The 26,570-nt window shown below is 67.6% G+C and carries 12 protein-coding genes and 1 pseudogene; 7 read left to right on the top strand and 6 right to left on the bottom strand.

Annotation, left to right across the window (positions count from 1 at the left end; translation table 11 throughout):
* Positions 1 to 290: 290 nt before the first annotated feature.
* Positions 291 to 890, bottom strand: a complete 600-nt coding sequence (locus ACWCPM_RS14255) for a hypothetical protein (protein WP_450976437.1) — start codon at positions 888 to 890, stop codon at positions 291 to 293.
* A gap of 630 nt (positions 891 to 1,520) precedes the next feature.
* Here ACWCPM_RS14255 and ACWCPM_RS14250 point away from each other — a divergent pair.
* The 3 genes and pseudogenes from ACWCPM_RS14250 to ACWCPM_RS14240 all read left to right on the top strand — a co-directional run.
* Positions 1,521 to 1,904, top strand: a pseudogene (locus tag ACWCPM_RS14250) (CCA tRNA nucleotidyltransferase); the annotation flags it as partial.
* 283 nt (positions 1,905 to 2,187) lie between these two features.
* Positions 2,188 to 3,825 carry an ADP-ribosylglycohydrolase family protein gene (locus tag ACWCPM_RS14245; protein ID WP_450976436.1) on the top strand — a complete coding sequence of 546 codons (1,638 nt, stop codon included), beginning with the start codon at positions 2,188 to 2,190 and terminating at the stop codon, positions 3,823 to 3,825.
* A 69-nt stretch (positions 3,826 to 3,894) separates the two neighbouring features.
* A complete protein-coding gene (locus ACWCPM_RS14240; RefSeq protein WP_450976435.1) occupies positions 3,895 to 4,962 on the top strand; it encodes an ADP-ribosylglycohydrolase family protein in 1,068 nt (355 codons plus the stop codon).
* 64 nt (positions 4,963 to 5,026) lie between these two features.
* Here ACWCPM_RS14240 and ACWCPM_RS14235 read toward each other — a convergent pair whose 3' ends face one another.
* The 4 genes from ACWCPM_RS14235 to ACWCPM_RS14220 all read right to left on the bottom strand — a co-directional run bounded on the left by ACWCPM_RS14235 (position 5,027) and on the right by ACWCPM_RS14220 (position 10,948).
* Entirely contained in the window at positions 5,027 to 6,112 is a 1,086-nt protein-coding gene (locus ACWCPM_RS14235) for a DNA polymerase III subunit beta family protein (protein WP_450976505.1), read from the bottom strand.
* A 78-nt stretch (positions 6,113 to 6,190) separates the two neighbouring features.
* Positions 6,191 to 7,249: an EcsC family protein gene (locus ACWCPM_RS14230; RefSeq protein WP_450976434.1), complete on the bottom strand. Its 1,059-nt coding sequence runs from the start codon at positions 7,247 to 7,249 to the stop codon at positions 6,191 to 6,193.
* 78 nt (positions 7,250 to 7,327) lie between these two features.
* Positions 7,328 to 9,874, bottom strand: a complete 2,547-nt coding sequence (locus tag ACWCPM_RS14225; protein ID WP_450976433.1) for a GmrSD restriction endonuclease domain-containing protein — start codon at positions 9,872 to 9,874, stop codon at positions 7,328 to 7,330.
* 162 nt (positions 9,875 to 10,036) lie between these two features.
* Positions 10,037 to 10,948 carry a hypothetical protein gene (locus ACWCPM_RS14220; RefSeq protein ID WP_450976432.1) on the bottom strand — a complete coding sequence of 304 codons (912 nt, stop codon included), beginning with the start codon at positions 10,946 to 10,948 and terminating at the stop codon, positions 10,037 to 10,039.
* 300 nt (positions 10,949 to 11,248) lie between these two features.
* Between ACWCPM_RS14220 and ACWCPM_RS14215 the strand changes: the two genes are divergently transcribed.
* Positions 11,249 to 17,227 carry an AAA domain-containing protein gene (locus ACWCPM_RS14215; RefSeq protein WP_450976431.1) on the top strand — a complete coding sequence of 1,993 codons (5,979 nt, stop codon included), beginning with the start codon at positions 11,249 to 11,251 and terminating at the stop codon, positions 17,225 to 17,227.
* Positions 17,228 to 17,324: 97 nt separating this feature from the next.
* Here ACWCPM_RS14215 and ACWCPM_RS14210 read toward each other — a convergent pair whose 3' ends face one another.
* Positions 17,325 to 19,499, bottom strand: a complete 2,175-nt coding sequence (locus ACWCPM_RS14210) for a UvrD-helicase domain-containing protein (RefSeq protein WP_450976430.1) — start codon at positions 19,497 to 19,499, stop codon at positions 17,325 to 17,327.
* A gap of 181 nt (positions 19,500 to 19,680) precedes the next feature.
* Between ACWCPM_RS14210 and drmA the strand changes: the two genes are divergently transcribed.
* The 3 genes from drmA to drmC are packed head-to-tail and all read left to right on the top strand — an operon-like array spanning position 19,681 to position 26,161.
* Positions 19,681 to 23,511, top strand: a complete 3,831-nt coding sequence (gene drmA / locus ACWCPM_RS14205; RefSeq protein ID WP_450976429.1) for a DISARM system helicase DrmA — start codon at positions 19,681 to 19,683, stop codon at positions 23,509 to 23,511.
* Entirely contained in the window at positions 23,508 to 25,400 is a 1,893-nt protein-coding gene (drmB, locus tag ACWCPM_RS14200; RefSeq protein ID WP_450976428.1) for a DrmB family protein, read from the top strand. The genes drmA and drmB overlap by 4 nt, the downstream gene beginning before the upstream one ends.
* Positions 25,397 to 26,161: a DISARM system phospholipase D-like protein DrmC gene (gene drmC / locus ACWCPM_RS14195; RefSeq protein ID WP_450976427.1), complete on the top strand. Its 765-nt coding sequence runs from the start codon at positions 25,397 to 25,399 to the stop codon at positions 26,159 to 26,161. Before drmB ends, drmC begins: the two co-directional genes overlap by 4 nt.
* Positions 26,162 to 26,570: the final 409 nt, after the last annotated feature.

Genomic DNA, 26,570 nt, shown 5'->3' with positions numbered 1-26,570 from the left:
CGATCGCGCTGAGCCATCGCCGCCGGCCTGCGGCTTCCGGGGCCTTGATCGGATACACCACTCGGCGGGACGCCATCCGGAAGTCGGCGGAGCGGGGCGGTCGTTCCGCCAGTGCACGGTGCCGGAACCCGCGCACCGGTCCGTCTATGCACGCGTCAGTCCGCAGTTCTCCTTGCGTATCGACCCGGATGGCCCAGCGGTGATCGCCGCTGACCCGCGGAAACGCGGAAGCCCCCTCAATTCTGAGGGGGCCGTGTGTCGCGGCGTGCCTGTTGCGGGCTGCCGTCGGATCAGATCGTCGGGGTGTCGTCGACGATCTCCTGGTGCGGTTCGATGATGAACTTCCAGCCGTCGCTGGGCTCAAAGAACCGCACACGGGTGGGGTAGATGTCCAAGGCGCGACGGTCACGGTTCTGCGTGCCCGCGCCCTTCCTCCCGCGGACCGGCTCCTCAAACAGGTCGATCTTGATGTCCGGCACCGCGACGATTTCCTCGTTCCAGCGCTGGACGAGTCCCGCGCCGAAGGCCTCCCGCGCGGAGGCGTAGAGCGCCTCCAGGGACTCCTTGCTGCCGTCGGGCACGAACAGGGCGAGGTTCAGGAGGACACCGGCGCTCCGGAGAACCTCGATCTCCTCCCCGGCCTCGTCGGCAACCCATATCCCGCGCTCTTCGGCGTTGTCCGGAAGAACGTGAACCTCCTTGCCGAAGACCGTCCTCGCGATGACGGATCCTCCCTCGAAAAACTTGCCCTGCTTGGTGAGGAAAGCCGGGGCGAAGCAGTCGAGGGGGAGATCGTCGAGCTCTGCCGAGACGAATACATCATCCTGAGGACCCAATTCCGCAACCTCTTCGGCCGTAAGACGCCGGGCCTTAATCTTCTCGGTGTTCACGCTGTTCGCCTTCTCCGTATGATCACTGACAGTTCAGAGAGCCGCTGCTAATGGCTCGGCCACGGCCCATGAGTTGGCCTGATCTCATGTCAAGTAGTGCCGGTGGCCTAGCGCGTCGTCCGACGTCGCTGCACCGGACAAGATCCCAGACACGGACCCGGGCGGCAAATCCGCGCGGGGACGACCGGCGCCATGGCCTCCCGGGCGTCGTGCCGCCCTCCCGGGACCACCTCTCACCAGGGCGTCTCGTGAATCTGTATCGGTTTGCCGGAAGTTCGGCATGGCTGTCATGCGTGGGTGCCCGGCGAGAGAGCCCCGGGCGGACGGGTGTGCTGATGTCATCGGGCTTGCGGTGGGTGCGCGCATTCCGTGAATGAAAGGGACGACCCGCTCGAGAGTCTTCATCGCCTGGAGAAAATTCTGGGGAGCGTTGTGAGCTGGCTGCGTTGCTCGTCCGTCAGAGTCTCGGGTACGGCGGTTCCGATTTGCGTCTCGTACTTCACCTGCCTGGGGTCGCCCGGGGGACAGTCGACACCGCCCTCACCGGACATCTGCGCCCGGCCGGGGATGTCGTGCCCGCCGTAGGTCGCCGCCCACAGGAACTCATGGCCGATGCGGACCGCCTCTCGCCGGTTCCACGGCTATGTCGAGGAGAGATGGACCGACTCCGCCGTGCGCCGCTACGTCCGTGACGCGGGCCCCCTGCTCGACCGACTGCACAAGCTCACCCGCGCCGACTGCACCACGCAGAACCGGCGGAAGGCGCATGCACTGGCGCGCGCCTACGACTCCCTGGAGGAGCGCATCGAGCACTTGGCGGTCGAGGACGAACGACAGGCCGCCCGCCCGGACCTCGACGGCTACCAGATCATGCAGATTCTCGGCATCCGTCCCGGAGCCGAACTCGGTAGGGCCTACGAGTACATGCGGGGTCTCCGTATCGAGAATGGCCCCATGGACTTCGAGACAGCCAGGGACGCCCTGCTGGAATGGCGGGACCAGCGGGTCCGCTGAATCGAGTTCGCGGATTCGCAGAAGGGGGTCGAGCCGGTCGGTTCGGCTCGACCCCGACTGCGACAGCGGCAAACCCCGGACACCAGTAAGCGTCCTATTGACGATAAGTGGGCCGTCGTGCGAGGCTGACGCGGCGGTCACACTGGAGACGCCTTCCACGAGCGTCTTGCCGTGTCCAGTGCCCTTCTGACCGTTCCGATCAGGACGACCGACCACTCCATCCCGGCATCACACCACCCGCCCGGCTGGCCTCACGCGGGCCGTCGCACCACCTGGAGTCCTCATGGCCCGCATCCCCCTGCCCAACCCCAAACTGGACGCGCGGGCTGCCGATCGGGCCGCCGGAGTACTGCTCGGCGCGGCAGTGGGTGACGCGCTGGGCGTGCCGTACGAGTTCAAGGCGACGCTGAGCGAGGACCAGCAGCCGATGATGATCGGCGGCGGCCTGGGGCCGTACGAGCCCGGTGAGTACTCCGACGACACCCAGATGCAGGTCTGCATCGCCCAGGTGGCGTCGACCGGAGCGGATCTGCGCGAACCGGAAGCCCTGGACGCGATCGCCGCCAACTTCCAGGGCTGGCTGGGCGAAGGCGCCAGCGACGTCGGCAATCAGACCAGCCTGGTCCTGAGCATCGCCGCCCGCGCACCCGGGTCGGCGGGCACGGCGATGCGGGAGGCGGCCCGCGAGTACACCGCCGGCAACGCGCGCAGCGCTGGGAACGGCTCCCTGATGCGGACCGGAATCGTCGCCCTCGCACACCTCGGTGACCCCGCCGCGATGGCCGAGGCCGCCATCGCCGTCAGCGCGCTCACCCACCCCGACCCTGACTGCGTCGACGCCTGCGTGTTGTGGTGCTCCGGCATCCGAACCGCCGTACTGGACGGGACTTTCGACGGCGTCCGCGCCGGCCTGGACCTCCTGCCTGCCGAGCGTCGGGACATGTGGGTCGAGCGGCTGGACGAGGCCGAGGCTCATCCGCCGCGTCACTTCACCAAAAACGGCTGGGTCGTTCACGCACTTCAGGCCGCTTGGTCGGCGATCACCCGTACCGCCGTGCCGGAGTTGAGTCCCGCCGGGGGCAGCTTCCCCGCCCAGCACCTTCAGTCGGCGCTGGAAGCGGCGGTACGTGCGGGAACGGACACCGACACCGTCGCGGCGATCGCCGGTGCCCTGCTCGGCGCGCGCTGGGGCTGCTCCGGCGTCCCGCTGGAGTGGCAGCGGGCTGTCAACGGCTGGCCCGGCCTGAACGGGGCCGATCTGGTCCGGCTGGCGCTGCTCACCGCCCGCGGCGGCAGCGACGACTCCGCCGGCTGGCCCTCGACGCCGCAGCTGCCGTCCTCCCACCCGGGCTTCGCCATACGCCACCCGCACGACCCCGGGGTGGTGCTGGGCAACCTGACCACGGCCCAGGGCGCCGAGCCGGTCGACGTCGATGCCGTGGTGTCACTGTGCCGCATGGGCACGGGACCGGTCCTGCCCGGTACCGACGTCGAGCACGTCCGCGTCTGGCTGGTGGACCAGCAGGGAGACAACGCCAACCTCCACTACGTGGTGGACCAGGCCGCCCGTGAAGTGCTGCGGCTGCGTCAGGAAGGCAAGCGAGTCCTGCTCCACTGCTATGCCGGGCAGAGCCGCACCCCGGCTGTCGCCGCCGTCTACAGTCATCTGGCCGTCGGCACCGACCCCAAGGCCGCGCTGCAGGACCTGCGTACCGCGCTGGTGAACGGCTGGCATCTGTCGGCGCACCCGGAACTGCAGGATGCGGTGCACGAGTTGGCCACCCCGAAGGCTTCTGGCGGGAAGACTGCCGGAACCGCTTCTCGGAAGAACCACGTGCATGAGGTCACAGGGAGCGCGGGGACGAGGGATGACTGGACCGGCGGCGCCCGCGACGGCGCCTCCGCGCAACAGGATTCGTAGTTTCCCGTGGAGCCCGACGAGCCGGATACGGACCGGATACCGCGGGAGTTCCTGAAGGAGAAGCATGCGGTGTCCCGAGTACGCGGGCTGCTGCTCGGTCTGGCGATCGGCGACACGCTCGGCCGCGCCAAGGGCGAGCTGCCGGTCGACGGCCCGTTGCGGGCCGGGGTGAGCACGCAGCTGGCATGCTTCACCACTGAAGGAACGATCCGCGCCCTCGTGCGCGGCGACCACAAGGGCATGTGCCATCCCCCGGGGGTGGTGTGGCACGCTTACCGTCGATGGGCCGCCTTGCAGGGGCTGGAGGCCCAGCGCAGCAGTTCGGGCGGGGGCGCGTGGCCCGACGGCTGGCTCGCCCAGGTGCCCGTCCTGGCCGAACCGCGTGGTTCGGCGCCGGCGACCGTGACCGCGCTGGCCAGGAGCGTGCACGGCCAGGTGGAGACGCCGACGACCAGCCGTGGCTGCCACGCGCTCACCCGTACCCTTCCGGTCGCCGTGCTCGGTGCCGCCTACGGCACCGAGCCGGCAGTCGACACGGCCCGTGAGATCGCATCCCTCACCCATGGCGACCCCGCCGCCCACACCGCGACTGCCCAGGCGGTGGTAGTGGCCCAGCACTGTCTGACCGACCTGACCGAGGCACAGGCGTCGTCCGGCGGTCGGACACAGGTACAGCACGCACTTCGGGAAGGCCTTCGTGCCCTTCGTGGTACGGACCTGGCTTCGGCTCCCCAGGAACTCGACCGGCTCGGCCAAGCACTTGAGATGGCCGTCTCTCACCCGGCCGACCCTGAGCGGCTCGCGAAGCTGGCGCCGGACGCCACCGCGCCGTCGGCTCTGCTCGGCGGCGCGTATGTCGCCGCCTCCTTCCCCGAACGGGACCAGGTTGCCGACGCGTTGCGGTTCGCCGCCGGGGCACCGGACGGCGACTCGGTCGCCTGCGTGGCCGGTGCGCAGCTCGGGGCAGCCCACGGTGCCGAGGCCCTGCCCGTCGGCCTGGTCAGCCGTCACGAACTGGCTTGGGTCCTCGACATCCTGGCCCGTGACCTCGTAGCCCAACTCACCGACCGTCCCGGCGGCACCGAGTACACCTTGGGCTGGGACCCGAACTGGTGGGATCGCTACCCCGGTTGGTGACCCGCCGCTGATGGCCGTGCGAGCCGCGCGGCCATCAGCGGCGGGTCACCCCGGCAGGTCGGTCTCAGTCCTCCAGGCGGACCGGCATCAGGATCGAGAAGCTGTCCTCGTCGTCTGCCCGACGCACAGCGATCGGTGCCGTAGGAGCCCCGAGTTCCAGGACCAGTTCGTCCCCGGCCGCTGCGGTCAGCGCGTCCAGCAGGAAGGCGCGGTTGACGGCGACGTCGTTCGGGTCGTCGTCACCGTCGTCGCACACGATCACCGTCCCGTTCTCCGTCACCCTGAGCACACTGAGGTCGAAGGCTTCGCCATCCTGTTCGCGCGTCTCGCCCGCGCGGACCGGGCCGGTCTCCAGCGCCTCCCGGAAGGCCGCCGTGTCGATGTGGGCCCGGCGACCGCTCGGGAGCTGGACGAGGCGACGGTAGTCGGGGAATTCGTGATCGAGGCTCTGCCCGGCCGCCTGCCGGTCGCCGGTCTCCATTGTCACGCGGCCACCGTCCACCGCCAGCCGGACGGACTCCCCGTCGTTCAGCAGCACCCGCATCGCGTCGGCGAGCGGCAGTGGCACGACGGCCTGCACGCGAGAGCCGCCGTACCCTACCGTGCAAGCCTGCGCGACGGCCAACCGGTAGCGGTCGGTGGCCACGAGGTGGAGACCGTCGCCCTCGACGTCGAACAGGATCCCGCCGAGCACCGGCAGTCCGGGGTCGGTACCGGCCGCGAAGCGGACCGCGTCGAGCGCGGCGGCCAGCTCCGGAGCGGGAACGGAAAGCCGGACGGTGGCGGTGCTGAGGGACGTCATGAGGGTGTTCTCCCTGTGATCGAGTAGGGCTCGGAGCGCGGAGAACTCAATGCGGGCATCGAACAGCCCCAGCTCAAGACGGTGCAGGTGCGCCTGAAGGAGGCCGCGCACCAGGTCCGTGTCCGTGCCGGACCAGGCGGCCAGGACGAGTCGGATGTCGGCCAGAGGCATGCCCGCCCGACGCAGCCGGGCCAGCAGTCGGGCCTCCTCCAACTGCTCGGGCTCGTACCAGCGGTAGCCGCTGACCGGGTCCACCCAGGCGGGGACCAAGACGCTGGCCCGGTCGTAGAACCGGAGCGCGCTCACGCTCAGTCCACCGTTTCGGGCCATCTCCCCGATGCTGCGCATCTCGTTCTTCACACCCGTAACCCTGAGCCCTCGACAAGGTCGAGGGTCAACCTCGGTCATTGTCCGGATCTGAGGCACTTACGTGGCGTCGGTCTCGGGGTCGTCGTCCCGGTCGACCTGCAGTGCGGCCGGCATCGGCAGCCCGTACTTGTCGCAGAGGAACCGGGTCTGGCAGTACCGCTGGGCCTCGGCGGCCACTCTGCCGAGAACCGCCGCGTTCATGCCGGCCCCGATGAGGACACCCACGAACGGCACCACCTTGGCGACGTTCTGAACCGGCACCCTGGAACCGGCCGGGCCCAGTTGTTGCAGCAACTTCTCCAGTGCGGCGACGAGGCGGTGGTCCTGGCGGAGTTTCTCCGACCAGTTCACACGCCCCTTGAGCGCGCTCGCCGCCTTCGCGGCCTCGTTCAACGGCTTGGCCTTGGCCGCCTGTGCCATGAAGGACCGGCGCGCCAAGCGCTCGATGAACTCCTGCTCGTCGGGGTCTTTCGCGTCGTAGCCGTAGGAGTACGCGATGCGCGCCGCGATCGACGCGGTCAGGACCTGGACGACGAGGATGTCAGCCGTCATCGCGACAGGTATGCCGGCGACCGGCACCATGGCCAGCAGGCCCATGGTGCCGCCTTCGAACGCACCGGCGGTCCGCCACTTGAGGGTGTTGGCGGTCAGCAGCCGGTCGCAGACCTTGAGGTCCTGCTGCCGCAGTTCGGTGAAACTGTCGAGTTCGCACCCCTTCTTGCGGGCGAGCTCCTCGACGGTCCTCGGGTCATTGAGCTCCATGGCCCAGTCGTTGACCAGATCGAGCACCGATACCGCGGCCCTGAGCGCCGGTTGCAAGGCCAGCTCGGCGGCTGCCTCACCTGCGCGACGGACGGGGTCCGCGAGCTTGTCCGGTACGGCGTCCCTGACCCGGCTCGCGGCGCTTCCCGCGACCTCGCCGGTGCGACTGAGAGCGTTGCTCGCCCAGTTCGGCAGTCCCCGTGGGTTGTTGCGGCGCTCCCAGTGCTCGTTGAGGGCCTCCCACACCTTCACCTCGTAGGCGCTCATCGGGGTTGCGCCGTTGTCGGTCGGGTCGGTCGGGTCGGTCGGTTCGGTTGGGTCGGTTGTGTTGGCCGGGTCGGTGTACATGCTCATGAAGGTTCCCCATCTCAACTGGGATCGTCAGGTCCGGTGGGTCGGATGCGGCCTCGGGCGCGACCGCCTTGAGCTCGGTCAGGCCCTGCGGGCCAGATCCAGCGCCGCCGCCCCCACGAACCAGTCCAGTACCTCGCAGATCTCGTCACCGTGCCGCGCGAAGACGCTCAGCGGGAAGGACGGGCGCAGCTCCAGCTTCGCCTCGGGCAGGTCGATGCCATCGATCTTGTTCAGGCGGTTCAAGAGTTCCCGGCGTTGTTCCGTGTCGTCGAAGGGGCTGCGGGTCTTCAGGTACTGGAAGACCACCTCGACCGTTCCGCTGACGGGGTAGATCCCGACCGGCCACATCAGGTGCGGCCGACGGCTTGTGCCGGCGTCCAGCATGGGGAAGCAACTCGTCTCCTCGTGCCGGCCGTAGGTCACATGGCCGCCCTGGCGGCGCCAGAAGTCGAGGGCCGCCACGACTCCTTCGTACGTGTCAGGCCAGCTCTCCCGCAGCTGCGTACGGAAGCGCTCGGCCGCCGCCTTGTCCTCTCCCTCGGGGAGCGGGTCGTGCGCGGTCGGCTGGGCAACGTCCCTCCCCAGCAGGGTGGCCAGTTCGGCGGCCGACAGACGCTGGGACTGATGGGCCCGGCCCAGGGAGTCGAAGCGCACCCCCTCGCTCGTCAGCAACTCCTGTGGCGGCGGTCGGTCGACGCCGTCCGCCCAGCGGAAGGACGGGGAGATCCTGCCTTCCACGGTGAGCACGCGGTAGGCGCCGAGCACGCCCGTATTGGCGCCCAGGTAGGCCCCGACGGGCACGGGATGACTGCCGATCAGTTCGGCGACGTCGCCGTACGTCGTCCATGTACCGCTGGGCATCGCCACCAGTGCCGCGCGCAGTTCGGCCCAGCCCGGCGACTCCTCGGCGGCCGGCTTGACTCCGCCGATCGGTCCGGGCCACAGCTCCACCGCGCGGGCGGCCAGACGGTCGGCACGCTTCAAGATCTCGGCCTTGCCCCAGCGTTGCGCGGAGGAGATCTCCAGGTTCATGCGCAGGGCACTCGAGTCGAGGATCTGCTGCTTACGCTCGAAGGGGTGGTTCGAGAGCTTGGCATTGTCCCCGGTCAGGGTGAGGTTGCCGAGCGTGTGTACCAGCAGATCATGCAGTTCCTGCGGTGTCTGGTTCGGCTCCGTCTCCTCGGCCAGCAGGTCGAACCACGCGGGAGCGGGCCGCTGCGGCAGGACGTGCTCCACGCTGAGGGACGCCTTGGCGAAGTCCACGGGCTCGGAAGCGCGGTAGCTCTCCTCCAGGCGGCGCAGGATGTAGCTGCGCTGGGGAGGGCGCCCGCTCCAGTAGAACGGTTTGGTGCGGACCGCCTCGCGCAGCTCTTCGTCGCTCGGCCAGCGCCGGCGCCGTCCGGACAGGAACCGCCGGACAGCCTCGGCGGCCGACCGGTCCGTCTCCAGCTCCTTCGGAGCCTCCATGAAGATCCGGTTCAGGCCGGCCGTCGACGTCTGGCAGATCAGGCGTCTTACCAGATAGGACTCGACGTAGCCCAGCGCCTGCGCCACGTCCTTGGGTGTCGTCCTGCCGGCGTCCAGCAGGTCCAGCAGGTGCAGTGCGAGCGGATAATGGGTCTGGCCGCCCCACGAGGCCAGGCGCTCCAGGACCGTGCGGAGGGCGGGGGACTGCTCTCGGGTGTGGTCGACGATGCGCAGGAATCTCCGACCCCGCTCGGCCAGTTGCTCGATCTCGCGCTGCAGCGCGTCCTCGTCGCCGGCCAGCGGCTGAAGCCGCTTCTGCTGCTCGCGGTAGATTTCGCTCTGCTTGGTCTTGTAGTGGCCACGCACGATCAGGTCCAGCCAGACGAGGAGTTCGAGGTTCTTCGGCCCGAGGGCCTGCTGCATGGGCAACCACAGTTCCTGGTAGACACGCTCACCGCGCCTGGGAAGGAGCATGAACACGTAGTTGCGCAGCAGGTCGCTCTGACTGAGCCCGACGCCCGTGTTGTTGATCGATTCGAAGATGCGATAGACGTTGTCGCCCGGCTCGGCGGTGATCTCCACGATGGAGAGCAGGTCCTTGAGGACGGTCTCCACAGTTTCCACCCAGCCTTGTACGTCCGCCTCTTGCCCCTCGGCGAGTGCACCGCGGAAGAAGCGGTAGGCCGTACCGATGTTGTCACCTCCGCCCGCCTCGGCCCGGGACTGGATACATGCGGTGTACGCCTCTCGGTCCGCCTGGGTGGGCAGCAGCCGGTAGTGATCGAATCCCTCGTGGAACTCGTTGACAAGGACCTGTCGGTGCACCCTGTCGGCGGCACGCGAGTCACCGCCCTCCTTGAGGTGGTCACGCAAGGCGGTGAAGGCCAGCATCAGTGTGGTGAGGCGCTGCTGACCGTCCACGACGAGCCATCTCTGTACGCCGCCGGCTTGGATCTGGCCGGGGGCCAGCACCACTGATCCCAGGAAGTGAGGCGTTGCGGACTCTCCTGACACGTGCTGCTCGACGAGCTCACCGACGTCCTCCCACAGGCGCTTCAGCTGGTCCCGGCCCCAGCTGTACGTCCGTTGGTAGAGAGGCACTTGGAACTGCTTGTCCCCTTGGACGAGCTTGAGAAAGGTGATCTCCTGAGCGCGCATGCGTTTCCTTTCCTGCCGGGCGCACGAGTGCGGCCCATGTGCCCGATGACGCGTGCTGGGGGACAGCGGTTACCTGAATCTAGCGTGAACTCAGTCAATGGCAGGATGGTTTGGCCATCCCGATGGAGCCGGCGCGGCCATGTCTGCCATGCCTGCAAGTCGTCAGGCTGTCCGTGATGCGGTCCTCTCCCTTGGCGCGGCGACGGACCGGTCGGAAATCCTGGGCATCGTCTCGTTGGGGGACCGGCGCAGCAGTTTGATCGTGCGGCCCTCGGCCCAGGCGTTCCATGACTTGAGGTAGTAGAGAAGGTGCTCGCGTGAGTCATCGCGGCGACGATGGGTCTTGCCGGCGGCCAGGCTGAGCATGGTGTTGCGCAGGGTGAGGCGAGGGTCGCCGGACTCCAGCCGCGCACCGGTGACAACCCCGTCTTTCCAAGATGATTGGTCGATGTGGGGCCGCGCCGCGGTGGTGACGTACCAGCCGATGGTCGCCGCGGTGACAGTGATGCGGCATGCGCGATTGATCGCGATGCCGTGCAGGAGGGCGTCACGGATGCCGGGGTGCTGTTCCAGAGCGATCAGGAGCTGATCGTTGCTGGTGACGGATGAGCCCCCGCTCCATGCGGAGTTGGGTGCGTGGAGGTACAGGTGGAGTCCGCGCAGGGCCGCGGCCAGGTGCGTCGCGTTGGCTTCACCCGCGAGCGCGAGTGCGTCCCGGCCGGTGCGCTTGCGACCCGTGTCCATCACCGTGAAGGCCGTGCGGGGGACGCCGTGTGTGACGGTCAGTGGCACTGTGAGCCCAGCTCTGACGATGGCCGCCAGTCGGTGCTGACCGTCGATGAGTGCGTTGTCCTCGTCGAACGCGATGCCCTGGTGCGTCAACTGCCATTCCCCGCGCTGGATCTGGTTGGCCAGCTGCTGCACGGTGTTCTTGCTGAGTGGCCGGTTGTTGGTGTTCTGGGTGAGCCACCGCGCGGCCAGCTCGGGTGACACGTGGACCACTTCCATGCGCATGACGTGTGCGCCTTTCCCTGGAGCGATTGGGGGCTGATCGGGTGACGCGACGACCATCATGCAGATTAATGTGAACTCAGTCAACGTGAGAAGGTGTGTCGAATGCGCCCCCGCGGTGTCGATGGTGAGGCTTGACTGAACGGTTTCGGGTGCCGCTCAGGCGGTTTGTATGGGTCGCGACGTGGCGGATGTTCCCTTGAGGGGTTGTCGGGGCGTCGTTCCTGATACTCTCGATCCGTGTGCTCAGTTCACACTAGAAGTTGACGTGCCGGGGGGTGCGTCGCGCTCGCAACTCGGCTGGCCGGGGCGGGATTTCACAAGGTGGCCACCATGTGGCCCTCGGAAACAGTGGGGTGGCGTGTGAGCCAGGGTGAGAGTGGCCTGGGTGACGGCATGAGGCCGGTCGGCTCCGTCTATCAGTACGACGACGGGCTTCACGTCCGAATCGACGACGTCGTGCCGTATGAACTCGTCGATCCCAATGACTCGTACGGTTACCGGCAGGGCGACGACATTGTCAGGTGCACCTTGCACCTGAGCAACGCAACCGGACAGCCGATCGACGTCAACGGAATCAGTCTGCTCGTCCGAAGCGGACCGTACGGAAAGGCGGGGCGCCAGGTCCAGGACCACCAGACCGAAGTCCTGGACGAGGAGCTGGACGGTACCCTGCGGAAAGGGCGCAGGATCTCGGTGACCTGGGCCTACAGCATCCCGGCAGGCACGGCCGCGGAGCTGGACATCGAGGTGCGGTTCCCGGATGGGCATGAACGTGAGAGCGTCACGTTCACCACGGCCGTTGCCGCTTCGGGTGCTCCCGCCCCCGCACACGGGGCTTTGGCGCGAACCACGGCGACGCCGCTCCCTGACCAGACCTCGCTCTTCGGCGACCGGCAACAGTTCCTGTTCGCGGACGAGGAGCCGGATGCCGTGGCCGGCCAGGGCCTTGCCGACGTCAGCGAAAATCTGGGGGCTCCCGTCCGGGAGGTGTTCGGGGACGTACCGACGCAGCCGAGTCGCACAAGCCTACGGGGCACGCACGCCCGGACGCAGGCGCCGGCCGCCGACGAGACGGACGCCACGCGCGTGCGCCAGATCTTTCGGTTCCTCGCAGAAGCCGAAGAATCGAAGGCCCGGCCTGTCCGCACGCTCGACGGCGCAGCCGGCACCGTGTGGTTCGAGGAGCTTCCGGACATGCCCGGCGTCGAGGTGATGCTTGACGGGGCGCTCATCACGGACGACCCGGCCTGGCTGACCGTAGTGCGCCCTGAACGCGAGGACGCCCCACACCCGGCGGCGATGCTCGCGCCGTGGGTGGACGAGACGCGGATCCGTGACTTCAAGCAGCACCGCGCTCCGCACCTGCGTCGCCGGATCGAGCCCGAGTTCCCGGACTGGTCCCAGGGGATACCGCTCGACAAGGCCTATCACGAACTCGACGCACACCCCAAGCGGGAGACGATCGAGAAGCTGTATGCCGCCTGGGAACAGGCGTGGTTCGTGTGGGCGGAGCGGCGGCGCGCGATCGATCCCCTCGTCAAACTGTACGACCGGCTTCACAAGATGCATGAGGACGCCGCCAACCTGGGCGAAGCGTACGAACTCGTACTCGGACTCGGCCGGCTGACCTGGCAGACGACGAGCGGCCAGCGTGTGGAGCGGCACCTTGTCACCCGCCGGGCCACCCTTCAGCTCGACCCGTCCACCGGTATGCTCACCGCCGCACCCGACCCGACCGGCGTAGGTCTGGAGCTGGAAGAGGGCATGCTGGAAGGGGCCCAGCACGTCCCGGGGCCGGTGCGGGAGGAGATCGTCGAGGTACTAGAAGGTGCCTTGGACGTGACCGATCCCGAACACCTCGAAGCTCTGCACACCGCCTTGCGCAGCTGGGCCAACGCCGTGCACAGCGCGGGCAGTTACCTTCCGACCGTGGAGCGCACGACACCGCGGACTCTCGATGTGCCGCAGGTGGGGCTCACCCCCGCACTCGTTCTGCGGGAACGCAACCGTCGTTCCACGATGGACGCTCTCAAAGCCATCGCCCGACAGATCGACGGTGGCACCTCTCCCACTGAGTTGCTCGGCTATATCGCAGGTCGGGACGGGGCGTTGACCGCAGCCGACCTGGCGGCGGTGGAGGACGGCGGGGCAGAGGCCGACACGGGCGAGATGTACTTCGCGCTCCCGGCCAACGAGGAGCAGCGCACGATCGCCGAACGTCTGCGCGCCAACCGCCTCGTCGTGGTGCAGGGCCCGCCCGGTACCGGCAAGACGCACACGATCGCCAACCTGGTGACGGACCTGCTCGCGCAGGGCAAACGTGTCCTCATCACGAGCCATACTCCGCGTGCCCTGCGCGTGCTGCGCGACAAGCTGCCGGAGTCCATCCGTGACCTGTGCGTGAGCCGCACCGAGGACGGTGCCGCCGCTCAGCGTGAGCTGGAGGCGTCGGTACAGCAGATCCTCAGTGAGTACGCCGGCTATGACGAGAAGGCCTCACAGCGTGAGATCCGTGGCCTGCAGTCACGACTCACCGCGGCACGATCCGCCCAGCAGGCCATGCTGCGCGATCTTGCCCTTCTGCGTGAACAGGAGACCCATCGTTTCGAACGGGAGATCGGCGACTACTGCGGCAGCCTCCAGGAGATCGCGGAACGCCTCACCTCCGAGTCCGGGAAGTACGAGTGGCTCGGTCAGGTCCCGCAGGAACAGCCCGCGCTGACTGCCGACGACGTGCTTGACCTCCTCCGCACCACGCGGGCGTTCACACCGCACCACCAGCTCCTTGCGGCCGACGTCCCCGGCCCCACGGAACTGCCCAGCCCCGGCCACTTCGAGGAAGCTGTCTCCGTTGTGCTGTCCGCGGAACAGGCGCACGCGACGGTGCGGCAGGATCCGTTGAGCGAGGAGTACGACACCGCGGTGCGCGGTCTCACGGAGGCCGAGCAACAGCGGCTGTCGACGGCACTCGACGCCTTCACCGCCGCTCGTGCCCGGGCCGCGTCACTTGCCGCCGCGGCCGGCGAATGGGCCGGGGCACTTCTGAAGGAAGTGAACGCGGGTCAGGACTGGCAGGCTCGCAGCCGCCAGGCAGCCGTCACCGAGACTCTCGCGGCGGTCGATGCCTCGCTTTCCACGTTGGGTACCGCGATGGTCAGTGGCCTCGAGCAGTACGACCCGGCCGTGGCCCTCAGCCAGGCAACCACCCTGCACGACGGACTCGGTGAAGGGCAGAAGCTGCGCGGCCCGCTCGGAATCCGTTCGAAGCTGGCCAAAGCCGTCGGCTCGTTCGTGGAGGGTGTCCGGGTCGACGGGCGCACTTCGGACGACGTCGAAACCGCGGCTGTCGTCCTTGCCCGTGTGCAGCTCGAACTGCGGCTCGCCCAGGTCGAGTCCGAGTGGGGAAGCGCTGCCGGAGCCTGGCAGGGGCACGGTCCTCGACTGGCCCGCCTGCGGCAGGACGCTGAGGCACTCGAAGCGCTTCTCGCCGTTGCCACCGCCCGCACCGATGTGCTCACCGCTGCCGCGACGTCGCCGGCGCTGACCGTCGCCACCTGGCACGACCAGTCCGTCGAGAGCGCGGTACGAGCCCTCCTCCGCGCTGCCGGCACGCTGCGCGCCGCCGAACGATCTCGCCGGGTCATTGCGGACGCCGCAGAACTCCTGCGCGCCTGGAACGACCGGCCGGGTGTCTCGCCCGCGGTCACACGCGCACTCGAAGCCGTGCGCACCCAGAACCCCGACGGCTACCGGGAGTTCAGCCGCGAGATCGCCGAGGTCCGTGAGGCTGCCCGGCTCCGGGCCGAACAACACGCTGCGCTCACTCATGTGCAGGAGGCGTTCCCCTCGCTCGCCGAGCGGATCACGGACGCCCCGCAGGACATCATGTGGGACGCACGTCTGCCCCTCCTCATCGAAGCCTGGGCCTGGTCCGCGTGGCGCGACCGCATGGAACGGCTCACCGATCCGGAGGCGGAGAGTGCCCTGCGCAAGCGGCTGACGGAGGCCGATGACGAGGCACGCATCATGCTCGCGAGGCTCGCCGCAGCACGCGCTTGGCACCGCTGTCTCGGACTGCTCAACGGTGACCAGTCCCGAGCCCTCAGCGCGTACCAGCAGGCCGCCCGCCGGATCAAAGGCAAGTACCAGCACCGCTATCGGCGTGACGCACAGGCCGCCCTGCGGAAGGCACAGACCGCGGTGCCGGCCTGGATCATGCCGTTGCACCAGGTCGCTGAGACCGTGCCCATGGACCGCCCCGGCATTTTCGACGTCGTCATCGTCGATGAGGCGAGCCAGTCCGGTCTGGAGGCCATGCTGCTGAGCTGGCTCGCCGACCGGATGGTCGTCGTCGGCGACAGCAAGCAGGTCAGCCCCTCCAATGTCGGCCTCAAGCAGGACGAGTACTTCCATCTGAGGGACCGACTGCTCACCGCACTCGAGCCGGATGTCCGCAGCCTCTTCGGGCCCGACTCCAGCTTCTTCGATCTCACGGAGGCGCTTTCCGCGGGCCGGGGCACACTCATGCTCAAGGAGCACTTCCGGTGCATGCCGGAGATCATCTCCTTCTCCAACGAACTGTGCTACAACGGGCGACTGCAGCCGTTGCGGCAGTACGGTGCCGATCGTCTGGCCCCGGTCCGTACCGTGTATGTCGAGGACGGCGAAGCCCTCGGGAGCAGTGCCCGACTGGCCAACACGGCCGAGGCGGAGGCGCTCGTCGACGCGATCGTGCGCTGCTGCGCGGACCCCGCGTACGACGGGAAGACCATGGGCGTCATCAGCCTCCGCGCCAGCAAGGGACACTTGGCGGAACTGGAGAACCTGCTCGCCGAACGTCTTGACTACGAGCAGCGTGAGGAGCGGCGCATCCGGGTCGGCGACGCGGAGGACTTCCAGGGCGACGAACGCCACGTCATGTTCATCTCCTGCGTGAACTCAGCGACCACCGCCGCTGGTTCAGTGCCCGGAGGCTTCAACGGCAAGACGTACGAACAACGGCTCAACGTCGCCGCCTCACGTGCCCAGGACCAGGTGTGGGTGTTCCACAGTGCGCGCACCGAACAGTTCCACGAGAACGACTTGCGCCGACAGTGGCTCGACCACCTCACACGGCCGGCGGAGGAGGAAACCGTCGCGGTCGACGGTGAGGTGCTCGCGGACGTACGGCACGAGGCGTTCGACAGCCTCTTCCAGCAGAAGGTGTATCGGGAACTGACCGCGCGCGGCTATCGCGTACGTCCCGGGTACCGGGTCGGCCGGCACTCCCTCGACCTGGTTGTCGAGGGCGGGACACGCAGACTCGCCGTCGCCTGTGACGGCGACGCTTTCGCGGAGGGCGAGGACGCATCGACTGCGGCGGCCAGGCAGCGTGACCTGGAACGTGTCGACTGGACCTTCGTCCGCATCCGCGGAAGCCGGTTCCACCTGGACCGCGAACAGGCGCTCGCGCCGCTCTGGGCAGAGTTGGAAAGGCTGGGGATCGAACCGGTCTGCGAAGAAGCGGAAGAGCCCACCTCTCCGTCCCAGGCGGTGCAGACCGTGGCCTCGCCGTTGGGCGGCCCGGTTGGGGACGACCAGGGGAGCGTGATTCCGGAGCGCGAGGCCACTGAGGGCAACAGCCCGCGGCCTGACGCCCAGGCAGCCGTCGGCATCTCGACCCCGTCCGCGGACATGGTCCTTCAGCCCCAGGGGCCGCGTTCGTCCACGCCGACCCCTGCAAAGAAGTCGGCCCCTTCCACTCCTGCTCCGGTGCAGCGGCGAGTCCGGACTTCGGAGTCCGCGCGTGTATCGGCACCGACAACCAGGCCTGCCGTGCAGCCCGTGACATCCATGTCGCAGCAGCGGGAACAGGCGGCGTCACTCCGAGCACCGCAGACTTCTGTCCCCGTTCAGGAGATTCCCGCCGCCGCCTTTCAGCGGCTGGTCCGAGAGATACAGAAGCTCCAGGTCGCCGTGGACACCGCGGACGAGATTCCGGAGGGAATGGACGCGGCCAACCTCGTCTTCCTCAGAAAGACACAAGCCGATCAGCGTGATCGCCGAACGAAGCGCCTAGTCTTTCTGCGGGCATTCCTCGATGCCGCCCGTGTCGGCCATGAACCGGGCATTCCGCAGGTTGTCATTCCTGGTGCGCTGCTCGTCCTCGAGTTCGACGGGCAGGTCGACGACGACACCTTGTACACGGTCGCCGAACTACCCACGGACGAGGCGGACATCGTTTCTCCGTCGTCACCGTTGGGCCACGCGCTGATGTGGCAGCCGCCGGGACGTGAGATCTCGTACGACGCCTCTCAGGGCAAGACCCACACGATCGTCGTCCGGGAGATCCGTGTCTGAGGCGCTGGGTAAGGCTGGACGACGGTTCTGAGCGTCCGCCGATAGCGATGAGCCCCGCTGCCCGTACCGCCTTGCGGTTCGGGCAGCGGGTATGTGCTCATCGACCGGCGACCGGGTCCAGCATGCGACTGCGGTCACCGCTCCACGACACGGCCAGTGCGTCGCGGGCCCGTGTGCACGCCACGAACAGCAGGCAGTGCTCCGAAAGGAGATCGGACTGGTGCTGGACGGGGTCCACGTCGGCCGGTGTCACGTGCGGAGCGAAAGGCAGCACGCTGGATGTCACGCCCACGACTGCCACACAGCGGAACTCCAACCCCTTCATCGCGTGCATGGTGGCGACTCGCACGCCCGATCTCTCCGGCCCCGGGTCGTCCTTTACCGCGACCGCCGGGATGCCCTCGCGCCTCAGTCGTGCGATGACCGCGTCGACCATCGTGTTGAACCGGGCGCACACCGCCACTTCCGACGGCTTGACACCGTCCTGTTCGATCCAGGTGCGGATCTGCTCGGTCAGGGCCCGAAGTTCCTCGTCCTGACTGCCGTATCCGTGGGCCGCCGGGGTACGGCCGTGCAACTGGGAACGGTAGCCACGCAGCGAATCCCGGCCACCGTCATCGTCGTCATCCTCACCGAGCCGGCCCACGGTCCGACCGTCGAGCAAGGACGCGGACCAGCGCAGGATCTCTTCCGTGCTGCGGTAGTTGAGGCGAAGCCGGGACGTGCGTCCTCGCACGTTGATGCCCAGCGAGCGGAGCGAGACGCGAGAGTCGTAGATACGCTGATGAGGGTCACCGACGAGGAACATGTCGTCGGATTGCGGCGCCACGCAGGCGCGAAGGACCCGCCACTGGACCGGGTGGAGGTCCTGGGCCTCGTCCACGACGACGTGGCGGTAACGGGGTTCGCCATCGGTCAGGATTCTTGCGGCTTGGTCGCACAACTGGGTGTACGTCGCCGAGTCACGGGACGAGAGATCCGCGGTGAACCGTTCCATCACGCGCCACAACCTGGCTCTTTGCACCCGTCCCACCTGAGTACCACGCCCCCGTCGTACACAGCGCAGATACTCCTCGGGCGTACGCAGGCCTTGGGCCAGGACGACGTTGCGGAACTCCTGGGACAGGAACTGCTCCGGCCAAGGGAGGTCCTCGCGAGCGGTCGCACGGGTCCAGGCGCTCTTCTCCGCGGCCGCCGAAAGAGGTTTCGGCGCACTGCCTCGCGCCTCTCGTACGACCCGGGCGGCGAGGGAATCCACCGTTGTGACGTCGACGCGAGCCAGAAGGTGGGCGTCCGTTTCACCGAGCAACAGTGCCAGACTGTCCCGCAGGGCGCCCGCCATGGCGTTCGTGAAGGTGGTCAGCAGAATTCGGTCGCCTTCGTGGCCGCTACGGAGCAGATGCCGAACGCGGTGCAGAGCGACGACCGTCTTGCCGGTGCCGGGGCCGCCCGTGACCTGGGCGGCTCCGTTGAAGCCCGGGTGATAGGCGTATCTGCGCTGGGCCGGGTGGAGGAAGATGCGCCAGCGGGTGAGGTCCTCGGTGAGGATGCGTTCCAGCTCGCCGGGGCCCGTCACTTCCACGATGCGGTTCGGAGTGTTGAGAATCGCTTCGGTGAGGGTGACCGTCGGTCGGTCCTCCGCCGTCCGCACGGTCTGTCCGCGCGGAGCGATCAGCTGCTCCCAGACATCCTCAGGGGAGTACTCGTCGGCCAGATACTCCAGCACTTCATACTGGTCGGCCGGCATCATGGGCGGTGCCATGACCGTCAGATCGTCGGCCGTCACACAGACACGTGCCAGGCGTAGAACCTGCTCGTCGATGCCGAGGTCGCGCAGCACTGTATCGGAGTATTCCTCGAAGAGGCGGGAGGGGGTGGAGACCTCCTTCGTCTCGAAGTAGGTCTCCATCTGCTCGAGGGCTTCGACGTTGCGCACCTCCAGGCCTCCGGTGGCGCTGTTGACCGAGTAGGCGCGCTTGCAGGCCCAGTTGATGGCCTCGTCGTGAGAGGCGACCCGAAGGAGCGTGAAGAGTTCGCTTCCGTCGTCGGGAGCGAGGAGAACTCCCCGATAGAACTTGGTGATGCGTATGGTGCGAATCCGGGGATCGCGCGCCCGCTCAAGCTTCTCCAGGTGCATGCCCTTGCTCGCGTGGAGCTGGGGGACGGACATGCCCCGGAACATCTGGATCGCGTCGTTGACTTCCTTTTGGACGGGCCTCTGGAGCGAGATGAGGTCCGTGACGAAGTCGTCGGAGAGGGCGAGTCGGGGCATGGGCGTCCTCGGGTCGCACGTGGGCGGTGGTCGAGGCCCAGCCTAGAGACTTGTTCCGCCAGGAGCGACGATCCACCACATAGTCATTGTGTGAACTGAGTCAACGATCTATATTGCTGATGCTGTCGTACGATCGATCCACGCTCGTGACCCATCGGACCTGTCCGGAAGGACCCACCGCATGCCGGCCCAGCCTGCCCAGGCCGCTGTCCCGCACCCGCTCGACGAAGTGCCTCAGACGTTTCGTGCCGGAGACTCGTACGCTGTGCGGGACGAACTCGTCACCTATGTCCGCCGTGATCTCCAGGGGCCCTGGGACGGAGAGACCGAGACCCTGACGAGTGCTTCCTCCGGGCCGCGAGACCGTTACCTCGTCGGCATGATCGGGCCGCAGCCGCAGGCCGTCACCGGAGAAGAGATCGCCGTCGCGGCGGCCCAGAGCACCGACGGCGACTCGGGCGACGAGCAGGAGGGGGACGACGGGGGACCCGGGGACCGGTTGACCCCGCAGGCGGCCGGTCATATCTGGGCATCCTCCATGGGGTTGTCCTTTACGGTTCCCGTTTCCGTCGGCACGCTCAGCGCCTATGTGCGGTGGGGCCGTTACACGCAGTCCGAGGAAGCCACTGATCGGGGGACGACCCGCAGGGTCTGGTCGCGCGAGCCGGTCGAGCATCCCGTGGACATCGATGTGACCAGCATGGTCGGCCGGATCATCGAACTGGAACGCGAAGCCGTTGCTCTCGACGTACAAGTACGGCAGCACGTCGGTCGCGCAGGCGCCGAAGAGCTGCGTGTCGTCGAACTGACTTTGGTGAACAGGCAGCAGGACAGTCGTGAAGCGCGCGATGCCCACTGGCTTTTCCAGACCGAGATCGACATCACCGCCTTTCCGGACGATCAGGCCGCGATCTTCCTTCCGGTTGACGACCCCCTAGACCTCGCGAACCGGGGTGGTGCCCCCGAGGATTCCGAGGACCGGCGGCTTCGCCTCCTTTACCGGGACAGCCTCAGCCACGCGAAGGGCCGAAATGTCGCCGTGCACGCGCATGTGCGTGACGGCGAGCGCAACGCGCATCGGCTCACCACGACCTGGCTCCCGGAATACGATGTCCGGGCCACCACCGCACCGACTCTCGAGGAGCAGGACCTCCTTCGTGGACTCGAGCTCGGTATGGACGAACTCGCCGCACTCGCGCTGCCGGCCCGCCGGAACGAACTCAGTGCCGCACTCGCACCGCTGGCCGACGGCTACGGCACATGGCTCGAACAGCAGCGTCGCAAGGCCCTCTCGCTCCCGGACGACCTGCGTGAGTCGGCGGACGTCGCCATCGAGCAGGCGTTGGAGATCTGCGACCGCATCACACTGGGGATCGACCGACTCGTGGCCGACGACGTCGCCCTGGACGCCTTCCGGTTCGCCAACCGCGCCATGGCACTCCAGCGGCGCAACACGGCGATCGCCGCTGCTCGCGCCGGTCATGAGGACGAAAACAGCTCCTACCAGGAGGCGTACGACGAGGTCTATGCCAAGGGCAAGGAGGCTGCCAGCTGGCGTCCGTTCCAGCTCGCCTTCGTCCTGCTGAATCTCGACTCCCTCACCCAGCCCGGACACGCCCACCGCGGGACCGGCCGTGAGGCCCTCGTAGACCTGCTGTTTTTTCCAACCGGTGGTGGCAAGACAGAGGCCTACCTCGGCCTGGCCGCCTACACGTTCGCGCTGCGACGCCTGCAAGGCACTCTCGGCTCGGGAGTCGACGCACGCGGCGGCGAGGCCGGCGTCGGGGTCCTTATGCGCTACACCCTGCGGCTCCTGACCGCCCAGCAGTTCCAACGTGCCGCTGCGCTGGTGAGTGCCTGCGAGGTACTGCGTCGTGAGGAGTTCACGCGGGACGTCCGCTGGGGCGCGACTCCCTTCCGTATCGGGCTCTGGGTCGGAACATCGGTCTCGCCCAACTGGTTCGACGAGGCCAAAGAGCAGATCGCCGACGCGAGAGAGAGCGCGAGCGACAAACACGCACGGGTTCTGCAGGTCCTCACGTGCCCCTGGTGTGGGAGCGGGCTGACGGCCCGTTCCCACATGGAGTACGACGAGGGACGGCGGCGAGTCCTGCTCTACTGTCCGCGTGCCGAAGGCGAGGACCGCTGCCCCTTCTCACGGCGGGAGTCGCCCGGTGAAGGCATCCCTGTCCTCACCGTCGACGAGGAGATCTACCGGCTCGCCCCCGCACTGCTGATCGCCACCGTGGACAAGTTCGCCCAGCTGCCCTGGAACGGTTACGCCGGGCTGCTGTTCGGCAGGGTCACCGAGCTCTGCCCACGGCACGGCTATCGCCACGACGACCTCGACGCCAAAACAGGCTGCGGAAGCCGTCACAACGCGAAGGGCGAACTCCCTGGCGTCACGGCGCAGCCCGTCAACCGGCTGCGGCCCCCGGATCTCATCATCCAGGACGAGCTGCACCTGATCTCCGGTGCGCTCGGTACCATGGTCGGCCTGTTCGAGTCGGCCGTCGATCAGCTCTGCACCTGGAGCCTCACCGATGTGCACGGCCGGCGCCGTGAGGTCGGTCCCAAGATCGTCGCATCCACCGCGACCACCAAACGGGCCGCGGACCAGGTGCTCGGCGTCTTCGGCCGCAAGGTCGCCGTCTTCCCACCGCAGGTGCTCGACGTCGGCGACACCTTCTTCTCCCGGCAGGTCGAGCTGAGCCGTGAGAACCCCGGCCGACGCTACCTGGGCGTCTGCGCGCACGGAACCCGGCTCAAGGCGGCCGAGATCCGGGTCGCCGAGATCCTGCTCCTCGCCGGGCAACAGCTCTTCGACGACTACGGCAAGTCCGCAGACCCCTACATGACTCTCGTCGGCTACTTCAATGCCACCCGCGAACTCGCGGGCATGCGCCGGTACATGGACGACGACATCACCACCCGAGTGCGCTCCAACGGCAGCCGCCGAGGCCAGGACACACTGTCCGATCGCATCGTCAGCAGAGCGGGCATGCTCAGCATCCAGGAGCTGACCTCGCGCATCTCCTCGTCCGACATCGGCGCGGCCCTCAAACGCCTGGAGATCGGATTCGATGCGGAGCGCGACACCTCGGACCGGCGACGCGCCTTCCTGCGCGAGTACGCGACCGCCATGAAGGAGAAGCGAGAACCACGCGCGGCCATGACTCCGACCTCCAGGCAAGCGGTCGATGTCGTCCTGGCCACTTCCATGCTGCAGGTCGGTGTCGACGTCTCCCGGTTCGGCCTGATGCTCGTCGTCGGCCAGCCGAAGAACACGGCCGAATACATCCAGGCGTCCTCGCGCGTCGGCCGCGATGCCAGACGCCCGGGTCTCGTTGTGACCCTGTACAACTGGTCACGTCCCCGAGATCTCGCGCACTACGAGGACTTCGAGCACTACCACGCCACGTTCTACCGCCAGGTCGAGGCGCTCTCTGTCACGCCGTTCACTCGCCGGGCCCTGGACCGGGGTGTGGCCGCCACCTATGTGGCCGCGCTGCGCCAGGCGTCGTTCGAGACGTCTCGCAATCTGGATGCTCACAGCGTCGACCTTGACGGGCCCCTTGCCCAAGAGGTGGAGCGTCGTCTCTTGGAACGGGCCGAACGCGTGGGGGGCGAGCGCCCTCGCCAGTACCTGAGCGAACGCCTGGACCGACTCAAGGACGAATGGCGCCGCAAGCGCGATGAGAACAGCTCAGCTCTCGGCTACCGCAAGGAGAAGCGCAAGACGACGATCGTGAGCGGGCTGCTGAGGAGGGCGGACGGTACTCAGTGGACCGAGCTCACCGTCGGCATGTCGATGCGCGAGACGGAGAATGAGATCAACCTCCTCCTTCCTGGCGGCGGAGCCGTGCTCGAAGAATCCTCCGGAGGCGGACCGGACTGGAACTTCGGGGTGTCCGACACCGATTCCGATGGCGACCAGGACATGGAAGCCACCGTGGACAGCGACGAGTTCGGACCCACCACTGCCGATGCGGCCAAGAAGGGACAGCGATGAGCACCAACGGCAACCGCAGGGTCGGCTCCGTCCGCCCCAGCCACCTCATGTTCACGGCCGGTATCGGCTCCCTCGTGGACCTGCCGAACTTCTCGGTTCTCGTCAAGGGGCTCGACTCCTGGAACTACTCCGGCATCACCGACTACGACATCGACGAGCCTCGGCTGCGAGCCGCCGTCAACCGATCCCTCCAGCGCTACGGGCGTGGACAGGTCGAGCAGTTGCGGGCGGCCCCTTGGCTGGAGGGCGGGGACACGGATCCCAAGGGATGGGCCGCGCAGGGGGTGGGGGTGCCCGTCACGCCGTTTCCCCAATGGCTGCGTTGCACAGCCTGCAATGTGCTGGCCGCGGTCGACTCGGCCGAGTTCGCCTTCATCAACTCCAATCCGCGCACGCCGCACGAGGCGAAATTCGTCCACGACTGCAAGCGGGGGAAGCCTCTCGCGGTGGCTGCTCGGTTCACCCTGGTCTGCACCAGGGGGCATCTCGACGAGTTTCCCTACACGGCATACGTCCACCACGGGCAGTCCTGCACCACGACCCCCCGCCCCAAGCTGCGAATGAAGGACCATGGCGGCAACCAGGCCGCCAACGTGACCATCGAATGCGTGGCCTGCGGTGCGAAGCGCAATATCCGGGAGGCGATGGGCGAGCGTGGCCGGCACAACCTGCCCCGGTGCCGCGGACGCCACCCGCACGTGGGTACGTACGCGACGAACGGCTGCGATCAGGATTCGGTCCTGATGGTCGCCGGCGCGTCCAACCAATGGTTCCCGCTCACTCTCAGCGCCTTGGCCCTGCCCAAGGGGCAGGGCGGGGACATCGACAAGCTGCTTGAGGACCACTGGCCCGACCTGCAAGTCATCGGCGAGCGCAACCAGTTCGACTTCATGGCCAGCATGCCCAAGTTCGGGTTTCTCAAGGAGTTCGACGCTGACGCGGTTGTCGCGGCGATCGTGTCGCGCAAGCAGGGAGCCGACGCTCCGGCTCCCTCGGCGCCCGATGTCCAGGCCGACCTGTTCGGCCCTGAATGGGATGCTCTGTCCGGTCCTGTTCCACTGCCCAGTGACGACTTCGCCTTGAGGCAGGTTTCCGTACGGCCCCCTCTGGACGACCTCTTCTCCGACATCCGCCAGGTCGAGCGGTTGCGTGAGGCACGTGCCCTGATCGGATTCACCCGGCTCGATGCCCCCGACCCCGAATCGCCGGAGATCGCCGACCGGGTGGACCTGTCACGCGGCGTGCTGAACTGGGTTCCGGCCAGCGAGGTGCGCGGTGAAGGCATTTTTCTGCGCGTGCGGGACGGCCTCATGGCCGACTGGGTGGCGCGTGTGGAGAAGTCGCCGCAGATGGAAGCCCACAGGGAGGCGTTCGGCCGCTTCCGCGCCAACCGGAAGTCGGACCGTAAGACGAGCGACTTCGACCCCTACTACGGCTGGCCCGGGGCGAGGTACATCGCACTGCACACCCTTTCCCACCTGTTGATCCGTACGATCGCCCTCGAATGCGGATACAACTCCGCCTCACTCGCCGAGCGGATCTATGCGGGAGATGAACAGAATCCGAAGACGGGCCTCCTCATCTACACGGCCGTTCCGGACTCGGAAGGCACACTGGGTGGTCTTGTCTCCCTCGCCGAGGAGCGCGAGTTCGACCGGATCGTCCGACGTGCCCTGGCTGATGCCTCGCATTGTTCCGCCGACCCACTCTGCTCCGAGCGGCTGCCGCACGACCCGGGCGACTATTTGCATGGTGCCGCGTGCCATGTGTGCCTCTTCGTGTCCGAGACCACATGCGAACGCGGTAACCGGTTCCTGGACCGTCGTTTCCTGGTCCCGCTCTCCGGAGACAAGGACCAGGTACTGACACCGGTCACCCTGCTGTCGTGAGCAGAAAGGAGTTCGAGGCCACCGCCGAAGCTGCCGTTCTGGCCCTGGGGCTTTCCCGGGCCAAGGACCTCGCCGGACTGCTGGCTCGAGGGCGCAGCAGGGAACGGGCACTAACGGAACTGGCGACGCCGGGAATCGGTGAGGCCGTCGTGAAGCTGTACGACGTACTGCAGACGGAGTCGATTCCCGCCGTTGAGGCTGCCGCCTATGTCCGGGGCTATGTGGCGGCCATGCAGCGTGCCCGGAACGCGGTTCAGGTCCGGACGGTGTGGAGCGGCCCCTCGACGCCTACAGTGCCGGTGCGGGCGACTGCGCAGGTACTTGTCGAAGTCATCAATGAGGCTAGCGTGGAACTTGTCGCCATGACGTACGCGGCCCGTCCGTATCCGGCGCTGACGCGGGCGCTGACCGATGCCGCGGCAAGAGGGGTGAAAATCCACGTCGTGGTCGAGACCTTGGCAGGCGCACGCGGTCTTCTCTCGGGCCAGGAGCCCGCCGATGCGTTCGCGTCCGTACCGGGGGTGCGTCTTTGGCACTGGGAACGTGACTCAGTCGGGCATGCGCACTCGCGCCAGCACGCCAAACTCGCCGTAGCCGACAGGCGCATGCTCTTCCTGGGCAGCGCCAACCTGACCGAGTCGGCGGCGCGGCGCAATATCGAGGCGGGAGTACTGGTCAACGGTGGCGAAGCGCCACGGCGTGCAGCAGAGCACATCGTCGAGCTGCAACGCCTGGGTGTGCTCCGTCCCCTTCGGCCCTGAGTGGCGAACCAACCCGTTTTCGAGCGGACATCGGTCGCTCGAGGGCGAGGGAATCTACAGCCTGAGGTACGACGACTGTAACCGTGACATTCGGTGACCGGGTCATCGCGGTCGCCGTGATGCTGCACGACCGGCGAGCAGAATCGCTCCGACAGTAGAGGAACCGCGATGCTCTTGGGAATGCCGACTGGGGTCAACCGACCGGGTCCAGCAGGAGCTCGGAGGGCCTATGACTCCACGGCGCCTTCGCGTGACGCCGGAGACGATGGGAAGGAAAGCGCGGATCGAGGGGGCACAGGCCGCGCACACGGTGCGCCCGACCATGCACGTTTTCCCCGAGTCGCCTGGCAGATTACATGCATGTGCAAATATTCGGGGAGTGATCTTGGCGTCGACGGCAAGCGCATGA

Source organism: Streptomyces sp. NPDC002309 (assembly GCF_053593375.1).
Note: the sequence above shows the minus strand (reverse complement) of the source record. Positions and strands in the feature narration are given on the sequence as shown.